The sequence below is a fragment of the Pseudomonas sp. CNPSo 3701 genome (assembly GCF_028674975.1).
GTDB lineage: Bacteria > Pseudomonadota > Gammaproteobacteria > Pseudomonadales > Pseudomonadaceae > Aquipseudomonas > Aquipseudomonas straminea.
On the sequence record NZ_JAQZSI010000004.1, the window covers coordinates 452,432 to 465,829 of the forward strand.

General features: G+C 62.8%; 12 protein-coding genes. 7 read left to right on the plus strand and 5 right to left on the minus strand.

From position 1 onward, the window contains the following. The first annotated feature begins 33 nt into the window (after nt 1–33). On the plus strand, nt 34–1,059 hold the full coding sequence (locus tag PVA39_RS14425; RefSeq protein WP_274124627.1) for a UV damage endonuclease UvsE: 1,026 nt from the start codon (nt 34–36) through the stop codon (nt 1,057–1,059). A 67-nt stretch (nt 1,060–1,126) separates the two neighbouring features. On the opposite strand, the gene fadD1 is transcribed toward PVA39_RS14425, so the two are convergent. Then, nucleotides 1,127–2,815, minus strand: coding sequence for a long-chain-fatty-acid--CoA ligase FadD1 (gene fadD1, locus PVA39_RS14430; RefSeq protein ID WP_274124628.1), 1,689 nt, complete (start codon nt 2,813–2,815; stop codon nt 1,127–1,129). A 529-nt stretch (nt 2,816–3,344) separates the two neighbouring features. Further along, a complete protein-coding gene (gene fadD2 / locus PVA39_RS14435; RefSeq protein WP_274124629.1) occupies nt 3,345–5,042 on the minus strand; it encodes a long-chain-fatty-acid--CoA ligase FadD2 in 1,698 nt (565 codons plus the stop codon). 144 nt (nt 5,043–5,186) lie between these two features. Between fadD2 and PVA39_RS14440 the strand changes: the two genes are divergently transcribed. The 3 genes from PVA39_RS14440 to PVA39_RS14450 are packed head-to-tail and all read left to right on the plus strand — an operon-like array spanning nt 5,187 to nt 7,181. Further along, nucleotides 5,187–6,149, plus strand: a complete 963-nt coding sequence (locus PVA39_RS14440) for an alpha/beta hydrolase (RefSeq protein WP_274124630.1) — start codon at nt 5,187–5,189, stop codon at nt 6,147–6,149. Continuing rightward, entirely contained in the window at nt 6,146–6,616 is a 471-nt protein-coding gene (locus PVA39_RS14445) for a MaoC family dehydratase (RefSeq protein ID WP_013790676.1), read from the plus strand. The genes PVA39_RS14440 and PVA39_RS14445 overlap by 4 nt, the downstream gene beginning before the upstream one ends. 58 nt (nt 6,617–6,674) lie before the next feature. Beyond that, entirely contained in the window at nt 6,675–7,181 is a 507-nt protein-coding gene (locus PVA39_RS14450) for a DUF1993 domain-containing protein (RefSeq protein WP_274124631.1), read from the plus strand. 154 nt (nt 7,182–7,335) lie between these two features. On the opposite strand, the gene PVA39_RS14455 is transcribed toward PVA39_RS14450, so the two are convergent. The 3 genes from PVA39_RS14455 to PVA39_RS14465 form a co-directional block, all read right to left on the minus strand. Then, nucleotides 7,336–8,052 (minus strand): GntR family transcriptional regulator, encoded by a 717-nt coding sequence (locus PVA39_RS14455; protein ID WP_274124632.1) that lies wholly within the window; start codon nt 8,050–8,052, stop codon nt 7,336–7,338. Between the two features lie 160 nt (nt 8,053–8,212). Beyond that, on the minus strand, nt 8,213–8,578 hold the full coding sequence (locus PVA39_RS14460; protein WP_274124633.1) for a hypothetical protein: 366 nt from the start codon (nt 8,576–8,578) through the stop codon (nt 8,213–8,215). 43 nt (nt 8,579–8,621) lie between these two features. After that, a complete protein-coding gene (locus PVA39_RS14465; protein ID WP_274124634.1) occupies nt 8,622–9,104 on the minus strand; it encodes a VOC family protein in 483 nt (160 codons plus the stop codon). A 492-nt stretch (nt 9,105–9,596) separates the two neighbouring features. On the opposite strand from PVA39_RS14465, the gene codB reads away from it, so the two are divergent. Genes codB through codA form a run of 3 tightly spaced genes read left to right on the plus strand, consistent with a single transcriptional unit; the run spans nt 9,597 to nt 13,338 of the window. After that, nucleotides 9,597–10,868, plus strand: a complete 1,272-nt coding sequence (gene codB / locus PVA39_RS14470) for a cytosine permease (RefSeq protein WP_274124635.1) — start codon at nt 9,597–9,599, stop codon at nt 10,866–10,868. Next, a complete protein-coding gene (locus tag PVA39_RS14475) occupies nt 10,865–12,106 on the plus strand; it encodes a PucR family transcriptional regulator (RefSeq protein WP_274124636.1) in 1,242 nt (413 codons plus the stop codon). The genes codB and PVA39_RS14475 overlap by 4 nt, the downstream gene beginning before the upstream one ends. After that, entirely contained in the window at nt 12,103–13,338 is a 1,236-nt protein-coding gene (codA, locus tag PVA39_RS14480; protein WP_274124637.1) for a cytosine deaminase, read from the plus strand. The genes PVA39_RS14475 and codA overlap by 4 nt, the downstream gene beginning before the upstream one ends. The last annotated feature ends 60 nt before the right edge of the window (nt 13,339–13,398 follow it).

Consider the following 13,398-nt stretch of genomic DNA (forward strand, 5'->3'; position numbering starts at 1 on the left):
TTCCGTCTGCAGACCTGAATCCGAGACCTGTCCATGTCGCTACACCGCATTGGCTTTGCCTGTCAGTACCGCCACCCCGACCAGAGCCTGCCGGCCGGCGAGCTGAAAACCATCGAGGCGGCGTTCAACCCGCGCACCACCACCCTGCGCTGGATGGATAGCGTCAGCCAGGCGGTGGCCTACGCCAAGCTGACCGAAATCGTCGAGCACAACCTGCAGGCTCAGCTGCGCCTGCTCGCCTACGTCGCCACGCTGCCCAAGCCCCTGCAGATGCTGCGCTTGAGCAGCGACCTGCTGCCGTTCTACAGCCACCCGAAGGTCGCGGCCTTCTATCAGCAGCCGCAGATGCAGGGTTACCTGATCGAGCAGTTCGCCGCCATCGGCGAGGTGGCGCGCACGGCCAACATTCGCCTGTCCATGCACCCGGGCCAGTACTGCGTATTGGGCTCGGACCGCCCGGACGTGGTGGAGAACAGCGTCGCGGAATTCGAGTACCACGCCGACATGATCCGCATGATGGGTTACGGGCGAACCTTTCAGGACTTCAAGTGCAACCTGCATATCGCCGGCAAGCTCGGTGGCGACGGCATCCGCACAGTGTGGCCGCGCCTGTCCCATGAGGCGCGCCAGTGCATCACCTTCGAGAACGACGAGAAGACCTACGGCGTCGATGCCTGCCTGGAGTTGGCCGATCTCGCCCCCGTGGTGCTCGACGTGCACCACTGCTGGATCCACGAGGACGACTACATCGACCCACACAGCGAGCGCGTGGCGCGGATCATCGACAGCTGGCGCGGTATTCGCCCGACCATGCACCTGTCACAGCCCCAGGAGCGTTTGCAGGAGCTGGGCCTCAGCGCCGAAGGGAAACTGGAGATGCCCGAGGTGCTCAAGGTCGCGCCCAAGCGCGAGCTGTACGGCCACAGCGCGCGGATGTGGAACCACTGGACCAACCAGTACGTGCTGCAGTTTCTCGATCGCTTCGACATCATGTTCGAGTCCAAGGACAAGAACGCAGCGACTCTGGAGTTCTACGAGCGTTATCTGAGGAACGCCTGACCTGGACTACGGACCGACACAACGCAAAAGGCCCTGCAATGCAGGGCCTTTTGCTACAGCGCGACGCTTATTTCTTACCGAGCTTCTTCAGCTCTTCGTCACGCAGCTCGCGGCGCAGAATCTTGCCGACGTTGGTGGTCGGCAGGCTCTCGCGGAACTCGACCTGCTTGGGTCGTTTGTAGCCGGTGAGGTTGTCGTGCATGTGCTGCATGACCTGTTCCTTGGTCAGGGTCATGCCCGGCTTGACCACCACGAACACCTTGATCGCCTCACCCGAGCGCTCGTCCGGCACGCCGATGGCAGCGCACTGCAGCACGCCCGGAAGGGTCACCAGCACTTCTTCCAGCTCGTTCGGGTAGACGTTGAAGCCAGACACCAGAATCATGTCCTTCTTGCGGTCGACGATGCGGATATAGCCGTCGGGCTGGATGATGCCGATGTCGCCGGTCTTGAACCAGCCGTTGGCATCGATCACTTCATCGGTGGCTTCCTGACGCTGCCAGTAGCCCTTCATCACCTGCGGGCCCTTGATGCACAGCTCGCCGGTTTCGCCCATGGCCAGCTCGTTGCCCTGGTCGTCGATGACCTTGAACTGGGTCGACGGCACCGGAATGCCGATGGTGCCCATCTGGTTATGGGTCACCGGGTTGACCGAGGCCACTGGGCTGGTTTCAGTCAGGCCGTAACCTTCGCAGATGGCGCAGCCGGTGACCTGCTTCCAGCGCTCGGCGGCCGCCTGCTGCAGCGCCATGCCGCCGGAAAGGGTGACCTTGAGCTTGGAGAAGTCGAGTTTCTGAAAGCCCTCGTGGTTGCTCAGCGCCACGAACAGGGTGTTGAGGCCGACGAAGGCGCTGAACTGGAACTTGGCCAGGTCCTTGACCAACGCCGGCAGGTCGCGCGGGTTGGTGATCAGGATGTTGTGGTTGCCGCAGTGCATCATCGCCATGCAGTGAAAGGTGAAGGCGTAGATGTGGTACAGCGGCAGCGGCGCCACGATGATTTCGCTGCCCTCCGCCAGGTTCGAGCCCATCAGCTCGCGGCACTGCAGCATGTTGGCGATCAGGTTGCGGTGCGTGAGCATCGCGCCCTTGGCCACGCCGGTGGTGCCGCCGGTGTATTGCAGCACGGCGACGTCCTGGGCGTCCGGGCTGGCCTCGTTGACCGCCTTGCCACGGCCCTGGCTCAGGGCATCGGTGAACTTCACGGCTGCCGGCAGGCTGTAGGCCGGCACCATCTTCTTCACGTACTTGACCACGCTGTTGACCAGCAGCCGCTTGAGCGGCGGCAGCATGTCGCCGACCTCGGTGACGATCACCGTCTTCACGCCGGTCTTGGGCACCACCTGCTCGGCCAGGTGCGCCATGTTGGCCAGGCACACCAGCGCCTTGGCACCGGAGTCGTTGAACTGGTGTTCCATTTCCCGGGCGGTGTACAGCGGGTTGGTGTTGACCACCACCAGGCCGGCACGCATGGCGCCGAATACGGCCACCGGGTATTGCAGAACGTTGGGCAGTTGCACGGCGATACGATCGCCGGGCTTCAGATCGGTGTGCTGCTGCAGGTATGCAGCGAAGTGACCGGACTGCTCGTAGAGCTGACCGTAGGTGATCGTCTTGCCCAGATTGGTGAAAGCGGGCTTGTCGGCATAACGCTGGCAGGACTGCTTCAGCACCGCCTGAACGTTGGGGTACTGGTCGGGATCGATCTCGGCCGCGACCCCCTCGGGATATTTGTCCGTCCAGAAGTTTTCGGTCATGGACACCCACTCCTAAGCAACAGCTTGTCGTCACCGCGTCGGCGGTTGTTTGTTGTATGTATGCCTGGCTGTTCGCCCCTGAGGAGCGCAAAAGCGGGCCGAGATTAGCAGAGTTGCCTGAGACCGACCAGAGCATGAAAAGGCTGCCAGGTATTTAAAATGACCATAAAGAAAATACTGGTCACAGAATTTTTACCGAAGCAATCCGGCGGGTAGCACTCGTCTGGCGGCAGGCAACGCCCATGATAGACGCCTGCGCGCTTTCCTGCAGGTAGAGATATGAGGGAAAGAAGGACAGGTGCCAACGCTCGCGTCGGTCCTGCCATGCGCGGCGACCCCGGACATTACCCGGGAGCGAGCTGTAGCCCGGGTCGAGCGTAGCGACACCCGGGGCACTGCCCTGGGTATCACTACGCTCAACACCAGGCTACGAATCCGAGCGGGCGCCAGCCGCCAGGAAGCAAAAGGCCCCGCAATGCAGGGCCCTTATCGTTGAATCATGCAGCAGGCTAGGCGTTGGCGGGCGCCTTCACCGCTTCACCGCTTCATCGCGCAGCTCGCGGCGCAGGATCTTGCCGACGTTGGTCATCGGCAGCGAGTCCCTGAACACGATCTGCCGCGGCACCTTGTAGGCCGTGAAATTCTCCTTGCAGTAGGCCTTGAGCTCCTCGGCGGTCAGGCTGTCGTCGCGCTTGACCACGAACAACTTGACCGCCTCGCCGGATTTTTCGTCCGGCACGCCGATGGCCGCGCAGCTGGCCACCTTGCTATGGGCCATCACCACGTCCTCGATCTCGTTGGGGTAAACGTTGAAGCCGGAGACGATGATCATGTCCTTCTTGCGGTCGACGATGCGCACGAAACCGTCTTCGTCGATCACCGCGATGTCGCCGGACTTGAACCAGCCCTCGGCATCCAGCACCTCGGCGGTGGCCTCTGGGCGGTTCCAGTAGCCCTTCATCACCTGCGGGCCCTTGATGCACAGCTCGCCGCGCTCGCCAATCGGCAGCTCGTTGCCGTCGTCATCGATGACCTTGAACGCGGTGCCCGGCACCGGAATGCCGACCGTGCCCAGGCGCGCCAGGTCACCACTAGGGTTGGCGCTGGCGATCGGCGAGGTTTCAGTGAGCCCGTAGCCCTCCACTACCGCGCAGCCGGTCAAGCGCTGCCAACGTTCGGCGGTGGCCTTGACCAGCGCCGTACCACCCGAATTGGTGACTTTGAGATGGCTGAAGTCGAGCTTGTCGAAATCGGGATGATCCATCAGCGCCACGAACAGCGTGTTGAGGCCCAGCAGCGCGGAGAACTGCCACTTGCCCAATTCCTTGACGAAACCGGGAATGTCCCGCGGATTGGTGATCAGCACGTTGTGGTTGCCGTTGACCATCATGCACATGCAATTCATGGTGAAGGCATAGATGTGGTACAGCGGCAGCGGCGCGATCATTACCTCCTGGCCAGGCTTCATCAGCGGTGTGCCATCGGGGCCATGCTGCAGCATGCAGGCATTGGCCTGCAGCATGTTGGCGATCAGGTTGGCGTGGGTGAGCATGGTGCCCTTGGCCACGCCGGTTGTGCCGCCGGTGTACTGCAGCACGGCGATATCGTCCTGTTTGGCCGACACCGGGCGCAGGCTGAGCCGCGCGCCATCGCTGAGCACCTGCTTGAACGCCAATGCCTGGGGCAGATGGTAGGCAGGCACCATCTTCTTGACCTTCTTGACCACGGTGTTGACCAGCCAGCCCTTGAGCGTGGGCAGCAGGTCGCCCATGCGCGCTTCGATCAGGTACTCGATCTGGCTGTCAGGCAGTACTTCCTGCACCAGCTTGCCGAACATGTTCAGGTATACCAGGGCGCGCACGCCGGCATCCTTGAACTGGTGGCGCATTTCACGGGCGGTATACAGCGGGTTGGTGTTGACCACGATCAGCCCGGCACGCATGGCACCGAACACGGCAATCGGATAATGCAGCACGTTGGGCATCTGCACGGCAATGCGGTCGCCGGGCTTGAGGTCGGTGCGCTGCTGCAGGTAGGCGGCGAAGGCGGCAGAAAGTTTGTCCAGCTCGCCGTAGGTCAGCGTTCTGCCCAGATTGCTGAACGCGGGGCGGTCGGCGAAAGTCTTGCAGGAGCGCTCGAACACCTCGACCACCGACTGGTAGGCGTCCATGTCGATGTCGTTGGCCACGCCAGGGGCGCGTTTATCGTTCCAGAAATCGGGCTGCATTGTTGTTATCCCTTGGTTTCCGACGGTGATATCACCGACACGAACTTAGCAGCCGGCCACAGCCTGGCAAAGCCACAATCAATACCGTGAATTTCAGCACCTGCAGGGTCTACAATGCCCGACATCGCAGAAAGGGACTTTGCCATGCAACAGCGCAGCTTCTGGCTCGACAGCAGTGATGGCGTGCCGCTTTACGTCAATCACTGGCATACCCAGCAAGCGCCCAGGGCAGTGGTGATGCTCGCCCACGGCATGGCCGAACACAGCGGCCGCTATGCACGCCTCGGCGAGGCGCTGGTTGCCGCCGGCCTCGAACTCTACGCGCTCGACCACCGTGGACACGGACAAACGGCGCAACATGGCCTGCTCGGCCACTTCGCCGACGAGAACGGCTGGAACCATGTAGTCGGCGACCTCTGCGAGCTCAACCATCACATCCGCCATCAGCACCCGCAGACACCGATCATTCTGCTCGGCCATAGCATGGGCAGCTTCATCTCCACCGCCTACCTGATGCACCACAGCAGCAGCGTGCAGGGTGCGATTCTCAGTGGCTCGAATTACGGCAAGCAGGGCACTTATCACGCGGCGGCGCTGGTGGCGCGCTTCGAGCGCTGGCGTCAGGGCGCGACCGGGCACAGCGCCCTGATCGACTGGCTGTCATTCGGCACCTTCAACAAGGCCTTCGTCCCGGCGCGCACGCCGTTCGACTGGCTCAGCCGTGACAACGCCGAGGTCGACCGTTACATTGCCGACCCCCTGTGCGGTTTTCGCTGCACCAACCAGTTATGGCTCGACCTGCTGGAAGGCCTGCAGCGCATCACCGCGCCCGCCTCGCTGAAGCAGATCGCCCCGCAGTTGCCGATCCTGATCATCGGCGGCGACCACGACCCGGTCAGCCGGGGCAACGGCCTGCAACGCCTGGCCGATGCACTCAGGCAGGCAGGACACAGCCGCACCACGTTGAAGATTTATTCACAGGCCCGCCACGAAACGCTCAACGAAACGAACCGTGACGAGGTCACCCGCGACCTGATCGACTGGCTGGAGCAGACGCTCTCGCAGCCCCAGCAGCGACCATCAAACTCTCAGGAACCCCATCCATGACGCAAAGCAGCAACACGCCTTACGAAGCCCTCGAAGTGGGCCAGACCGCCAGCTACAGCAAGAGCGTGGAAGAACGCGACATCCTGCTGTTCGCTGCCGTTTCCGGTGACCACAACCCGGTGCACCTGGACGCCGAATACGCCGCCACCACCATGTTCAAGGAACGCATCGCCCACGGCATGTTCAGCGGCGCACTGATCAGCGCGGCCGTGGCCTGCACCCTGCCCGGCCCGGGCACCATCTATGTGGGCCAGCAGATGAGCTTCCAGAAGCCGGTGAAACTGGGCGACACCCTGACCGTGCGCCTGGAAATTCTCGAGAAGCTGCCGAAATTCCGCGTACGCATCGCCACCCGGGTGTTCAACCAGCACGACGAACTGGTGGTCGACGGCGAAGCTGAAATCATCGCGCCACGTAAAGCCGTTACCGTCGAATTGGCTACCCTGCCGCCGATCAGTATCGGCTGATTTCCCAAGCCCGACACATCCTACTGTTAAGCGCCCACTGCCTTCCCCTGGAGCTTCCATGCCACTGTCCATGCATTCCATTACCATCCCGGTGTTCACCCGCCAGCTGACCAACCTGTCGACCATTCTCGGCATCGCCGCGGCCAATGCCGAAGCCCGCAAGATCGAGCAGAGCGTGCTGCTCGGCTCGCGCCTGGCGCCGGACATGTTCCCGCTCAGCCGTCAGGTACAGATCGCCTGTGACACGGTGAAATCCGGCGCGGGCCTGCTGGCCGGCGTCGAAGTGCCGAGCCATGCCGACGACGAAACCAGCTTCGCCGAGCTGCAGGCGCGTATCGCCAAGACCCTGGAATTCGTGCAGGGCATCAGCGCCGCCCAGCTCGACGGCAGCGAAGACCGCACCGTGACGCTAAAGCGCCGCGACAAGGAAACCCACTTTCAGGGCTTGGCCTTCCTGCAGGATCACGTGCTGCCGAACCTGTACTTCCACATCACCACCACCTACGCCATCCTGCGCCACAACGGCGTGGAGCTGGGCAAGCGCGACTTCCTCGGCACCCGCTAAGATCGCGTTCGCGTCTTGCATCACGGGTAACGACGACGGGCTGCCACGCGGCTCGGCGCGTAGGCTGGATCAGGGCGCGGCTAGCGGCTAGCCGCCGGCAGATTTCTCAGGGCGGGCAACAATAGCCGCCCTGTCTTCTCTTATCTGCCAGCAGTCACTCGGGCTCGCCGGCCGCCTTGCGGCGACGCTTGCTGCTGAGCGAACGGGAGCTGCTGTCCATGTCCATCAGCAGGTTCATGCCGCGTTCCGCGTAGCTCAGCGCGGCCACCAAGGCCGCCTCGGCGGACTTCGCATCCTTGCGGCGCAGCGCTTCGAGAATCTCGCGAAGGTGGGCGTGGATCTTGGCCACGAAGATCGGCGCCTCGAAAACCGCGTTCGAGGGCGGTGCGACATGCACCCAGGCATACTCGATGACTTCCAGCAGCGCGCTTGAGCCGCCGATGCGATACAGATCCATGAGCAGCGCGTTGAAGCGCTGGGCATAGCCGCTGGTGCGGCCCGCCTCTATCTCCTCCTGGATATGCTCTGCGCGCTCGATCAGGCTCTGTAGCTGTTCATCGGTGATGCGCTGCGCCGCACGCTCGATGGCCAGGGTTTCCAGGCGCACGGTGATTTCATAGAACTCGGAGAAGCGCTGCTGGGAGATCTCGGGTACGCGTGCCGAACGGTTTTCCTCGACCGCCAGCGCGCCCTCCTCGCCGAGGCGTTTCAAGGCCAGGCGCACGGGCATGGCGCTGACGCCGAATTCTGCCGCCAGATCACGAATTTTCAGCCGGTACCCGGTGGGCCAGCGGCACTCCATCAGGTCCTTGCGGATGGCGTTGTAGATCTGCTCGGCAATTGTCTCTTTGGGGGCCGCGGGAGGCCGCATAGCTATTCCTTGTGATCGCCATTACTGAGAGTGGTGACGATATATCCTGTGCGGCTTCACAAATCCAGTCTGCGCGCCAATCAACTGCCTGCCGCCTGGCCCGGTGCGCCTGTTGGAACGCATATGGCCGCGCCATCTGGTGCAGCCATACAGCCGATTGCTAATCGAAGCTCAGGTTACAACCCCAGGCTTCGATGACGCTGACCCACACTTCGACACCCAGACTGTTGCCGAACTGGGCATTCCAGCCACTGACGATCTGATCACAAAGCGCCTGAAATTCAGGGCGAAGTTCGACGTCGCTGGTGGATACCTTGATCACCACATCGGGCACCGCGGCGGCACGCACCGCAGAGGCGTTGAATGCCAATACCTTGCACTGATCGAGCTCGATGATGATGTCGTGCTCGGGCACCTTGAATACCGACCGGACGGCGCCCAGCAGCATATCCATCAACTTGGCACAACACTCGGTCAGCTGTGCTTGCGCGGCTGCCGATTTGGGGAATATTTCGATATAGGCCATGGCGGTGATTCACTCCGGGTAGCGCGGCAAGGTTTGCGGGGCGTCAGGGCGCCTTTATTTCCATCAACTCGATGGGAAAGCCGATGGAAGGCTGCATGTCCATTTTCACTTCCCGCGAGTGTTCGGATGAAAGCGAGTCGGTCATGCACCAGCCGAGTTTCGACAGTCGCTCCACTTCGGCATCCATATCCGGGGTGAGAAAGCCGATCTCGCTCAGGTGGCCGATGGGCGTGGCGCAGCCGGTGTCGTAGCCCAGCTGCTGCTTCTCCAGGGGCTGCATGAGTTCGAGGTAGAACTCGTCGCTAACCCAGGCGCCACTTACCGCCGCCTCACCTTTGAATAGAGACCCGGTAACCCGGTTGAAGGCACCGATGCCGAACGACTCGGCCAGCAGCTTTTCCGTGCGGTCGATATCTTCGACGCGAACACAGACGTGATTCATGATCAGGCGTTTCTCGCGATGACATTTTTCCACTAGGCGCATCATGCGGCTGTCGAAATCGTCTTCAGTGCTCTGTCCTTCCATCGTGTTTCCTCCAGCCAGCCCGTCGAGGTGCTGGCAAGACGTTGAATGAAGAAGCCTGCAGGGCCTGTCACCGCTAGCCCGTGCGCCGTTGCGGCGAGTGGCCAATCTAGGTCTGGCAGCTCAACGAGCCGCACCGACACGGAGCACAAAATATCACAAAAACACTTTATATCTATATCAAATTAATCACAAATGGCATTTTCGCCCTCATTGTCGACGTTCTTGGAGTGAAGAGAAGAGCGCCGGTCCTCAGTTCGCCCAGACCATCCAGGGTAGCTTTTATCGACCGCAAGGGCCTGGTGCATAACGGCCCATCAGCGCACCAAGACAGGTCATGAATAGTGACAACTTACAAATAAACGCCGGCTATTCGCTGAAAATCCGCAACCTTTTGTGCACATCGCACAATGCGCGCTGTATGCACCACCCAAAGGTTCGGTTGGCACGTCGCCTGCTATAGCCATGGCTTCCCTCACCCTGTGGAGCCAGGCCATGACTCATCCCACCACCGACAGCGACTACCCTTTGAGCGAAGTGCCGGCCGGCGCCCGCAAGGGGCTGTTCTCCACGTCGATCATGCTGTTCTCCTTTACTTTCTTCACCGCCACCATGTTCGCCGGCGGCAAGATCGGCATGGCCTTCGACTTCACTACGCTGATCTGGGCCGCAGTGATCGGCAACCTGCTGCTCGGTGCCTATGCCGCGATCCTCGGCCTGATCGCCTGTCGCAGCGGCCTCAATTCGGTATTGATGGGCCGCTTCTGCTTTGGCGAGGCCGGCAGCAAACTCTCCGACGTGTTGCTCGGTTTCACCCAGATCGGCTGGTACGCCTGGGGCACCGCCACGGTAGCCATCGTGCTGGTGAAGATTCTCGGCTTGCCTGAGGGGCTGACCATTCCCCTGATGGTGCTGTTCGGCTTCGCCTTCTGCATCACCGCGTTCATCGGCTACAAGGGGCTGGACATCCTGTCGCGCATTTCCGTGCCGGCGATGCTCGCCCTGCTGGTCTGCTCGCTGTGGATCGCCACCGACGACATCGGCGGCCTGAGCGCGCTGATGGCCATCGAGCCGACCCAGAGCATGACCCTGAGCGTGGCCATCACCATGGTCTTCGGCACCTTCGTCAGCGGCGCGACGCAAGCCACCAACTGGACGCGCTTCGCCCGCACCGGACGCATCGCGGTGATCGCCAGCATGGTCGGCTTCTTCCTGGGCAACGGCCTGATGATCGTCGCCGGGGCTTACGGCGCCATCGTCTACCAGCAGCCGGACATCGTCGAAGTACTGGTGCTGCAGGGTCTGTCCATGGCCGCGGTGGTGATGCTGTTCCTGAACCTATGGACGACCCAGGACAACACCATCTACAACTTCGCCGCCGCCGGCTGCAACCTGCTGCGCACCGGCCGGCGCAAGACGGTGACCGTGGTCGGCGCCGGCATCGGCACGCTGCTGGCCATCGGCGGCATGTACGAGATGCTGATTCCGTTCCTGATCCTGCTCGGCTCGATCATCCCACCGATCGGTGGTGTGATCATGGCCGACTATTTCTACGGCCATAAGAGCCGCTACCCGCTGCTCGCCGAGGCGCGCATCCCCGCCTTCAACTGGGTCGGCCTGGGCGCTTACGGCGTCGGTTCGCTGTGCGCCTACTTCTCGCCCTGGGTCGCGCCGCTGGTGGGCATCGCCGTCGCGGCAGTGGTGTACATCGTGCTGTTCGAAGCGAAGAAGATCCTCGCCGCCCGTGGCCAGGTCGCCCGCGCATGAGCCTGAGCGTCGCCGATGTACTGGCCCTGCCCGGCCTGCACGAGCTGCGCCTGCGCGCTTGCCAGGCAGCGCTGGGCAATCCGGTACGCTGGCCCTACGTGGCCGAGAACGAGGATATCGCCGACTGGGTGATGGGTGGCGAGCTGGTGTTCGTCACCGGCATCAACCACCCGCGCGATGAAGCCAACCTGCTGCTCCTGGTGCGCCAGGCGGTCGAGCGGGCTACCGCCGGGCTGGTGATTCTTACCGGCGCCGAATACATCCAGGCGATTCCAGCGGCGGTGATCGCCGAGGCGGAGCGCCTGGGCCTGCCGCTGCTGGAGCAGCCCTACGGGCTGAAGATGGTGGTGGTCACCCAGGCCATCGGCACGGCACTGGTGCAGCAGCAGATGATCGGCAGCTCGCGCCAGCACGTGCTGGAGCAATTGCTCGAAGGCGACTACCAGTCCCTCGACGTGCTGCTGCAGCGCGCGGCCAGCCTCGACTTGCCGCTGAGCGTGCCGCGCCAGGTCGCCCTGCTGCGCCTGCAGAACAGCGAGCAACTGTTCGACGGTGAAGCAGCGGCCAGCGGCGAGCGCCTGCTGCGCGACAACCGCCAGTGCCTGCAGCAGCGCCTCGAACAGTGCCTGCAACAACTGGGTGACGCCCTGCCGCTGATCAGCCAGGGCGAGCACTGGATCGCCCTGCTGCCCTGCACCGGCAGCCAGGACGAGCAACGCAACCGTAAAGTCCTGATGGACTTGCTCGGTGAACTGGACGAACGCCTGCAGCCGCAGCGCCTGTTTCTCGGCCTGAGCAGCGGCAATCACCACCCCGAACATTTCGCCCGGGCACTCGGCCAGGCTCGCCAGGCGCTGGTCGCCGCCCAGGCCTTTCCCGAGCGGCTGGGGCTGTGCAGCTTCAACGAACTCGGGGTGATCGAACTGCTCGCCGCGATCCGCGACCGCAGCCTGCTCGAGCGCTTCGTCGAGCGCACCCTGGGCCCGCTGATCGGCGATGATTCACGCCACGAACCGGTGCTGATGCCCACCCTGGAAGCCTGGTTCTTCGAAAACGCCAACCTGGCCCTGGCCGCGCAACGCCTGGGCGTACACCGCAATACCCTGAGCTACCGTGTACAACGTATCGAAGCGCTGACCGGGTGCTCGTTCGATGATCCTCACGACCGGCTGAACATCAGCATTGCCCTGCTGATTCGTCGCCTGTCGTCTCATAGCCTGCCAAGGAGTACCCCATGAACATCGTCAACGCCCGCCTGCGTGGCCGCGAAGGTCTTTTCCACATTGCACTGGACGGCTCGCAGATTGCCGCCATCACTGCACAACCCGCAGTGATCAGCGCCAGCGAAGATGATCTGGACGCCGCCAGCAACCTGGTGGTCGCACCCTTCATCGAGCCGCACATCCACCTCGACGCCACCCTAACCGCCGGCGAGCCGGCCTGGAACATGAGCGGCACGCTGTTCGAGGGCATCGAGCGCTGGGCCGAGCGCAAGGCGCTGGTCACCCATGAAGACACCAAGACCCGCGCCAAGAAAACCATCGACATGCTGGTCGACCATGGCATCCAGCACGTGCGCACCCACGTCGACGTCACCGACCCGACCCTGGCCGCGCTCAAGGCGATGCTCGAAGTACGCGAGGAAACCCGCCACCTGATCGACCTGCAGATCGTCGCCTTTCCCCAGGAGGGCATCGAGTCCTATGCCAACGGCCGCGCGCTGATGGAGCAGGCGGTGGAACTGGGCGCTGATGTGGTGGGCGGCATTCCGCATTTCGAGAACACCCGCGACCAGGGCGTCAGCTCGATCAAGTTTCTGATGGACCTGGCCGAGCGCACCGGCTGCCTGGTGGACGTGCACTGCGACGAGACCGACGACCCGCAGTCGCGCTTTCTCGAGGTGCTGGCCGAAGAAGCCCGGGTGCGCGGCATGGGCGAAAGGGTCACCGCCAGCCATACGGTGGCCATGGGCTCCTACGACAACGCTTACTGCTCCAAGCTGTTTCGCCTGCTGAAGATGTCAGGCATCAACTTCGTCTCCTGCCCCACCGAGAGCATCCACCTGCAGGGGCGCTTCGACAGCTACCCGAAACGCCGTGGCCTGACCCGCGTGGCGGAGATCGATCGCGCCGGCATGAACGTCTGCTTCGGACAGGATTCCATCGTCGACCCCTGGTACCCGCTGGGCAACGGCAACATCCTGCGCATTCTCGAGGCCGGCCTGCACATCTGCCATATGCTCGGTTACGAAGACCTCAAACGCAGCCTCGACCTGATCACCGACAACAGCGCCCGCACCCTGCACCTGGGTGAGCGCTATGGTCTGGAAGTGGGTCGCCCGGCCAACCTGCTCATTCTCTCGGCGCCCGACGATTACGAGATGATTCGCACCCAGGGCCATGCGCTGGTTTCGGTACGTCATGGTGAAGTGCTGATGCGCCGCACCCCGGCGAGCGTGCAGCGCGGCTGATCAATCGCCGCCCGTAGCCAGGGGTTGAGCGTAGCGATACTCAAGGAATGTCCCGGGTGT

What these genes read in the sequence shown, in the direction of transcription:
- PVA39_RS14425 (WP_274124627.1), top strand. Translation starts at nt 34, where the DNA reads ATGTCGCTACACCGCATTGGCTTTGCCTGTCAGTACCGCCACCCCGAC.
- fadD1 (WP_274124628.1), bottom strand. Translation starts at nt 2,815, where the DNA reads ATGACCGAAAACTTCTGGACGGACAAATATCCCGAGGGGGTCGCGGCC.
- fadD2 (WP_274124629.1), bottom strand. Translation starts at nt 5,042, where the DNA reads ATGCAGCCCGATTTCTGGAACGATAAACGCGCCCCTGGCGTGGCCAAC.
- PVA39_RS14440 (WP_274124630.1), top strand. Translation starts at nt 5,187, where the DNA reads ATGCAACAGCGCAGCTTCTGGCTCGACAGCAGTGATGGCGTGCCGCTT.
- PVA39_RS14445 (WP_013790676.1), top strand. Translation starts at nt 6,146, where the DNA reads ATGACGCAAAGCAGCAACACGCCTTACGAAGCCCTCGAAGTGGGCCAG.
- PVA39_RS14450 (WP_274124631.1), top strand. Translation starts at nt 6,675, where the DNA reads ATGCCACTGTCCATGCATTCCATTACCATCCCGGTGTTCACCCGCCAG.
- PVA39_RS14455 (WP_274124632.1), bottom strand. Translation starts at nt 8,052, where the DNA reads ATGCGGCCTCCCGCGGCCCCCAAAGAGACAATTGCCGAGCAGATCTAC.
- PVA39_RS14460 (WP_274124633.1), bottom strand. Translation starts at nt 8,578, where the DNA reads ATGGCCTATATCGAAATATTCCCCAAATCGGCAGCCGCGCAAGCACAG.
- PVA39_RS14465 (WP_274124634.1), bottom strand. Translation starts at nt 9,104, where the DNA reads ATGGAAGGACAGAGCACTGAAGACGATTTCGACAGCCGCATGATGCGC.
- codB (WP_274124635.1), top strand. Translation starts at nt 9,597, where the DNA reads ATGACTCATCCCACCACCGACAGCGACTACCCTTTGAGCGAAGTGCCG.
- PVA39_RS14475 (WP_274124636.1), top strand. Translation starts at nt 10,865, where the DNA reads ATGAGCCTGAGCGTCGCCGATGTACTGGCCCTGCCCGGCCTGCACGAG.
- codA (WP_274124637.1), top strand. Translation starts at nt 12,103, where the DNA reads ATGAACATCGTCAACGCCCGCCTGCGTGGCCGCGAAGGTCTTTTCCAC.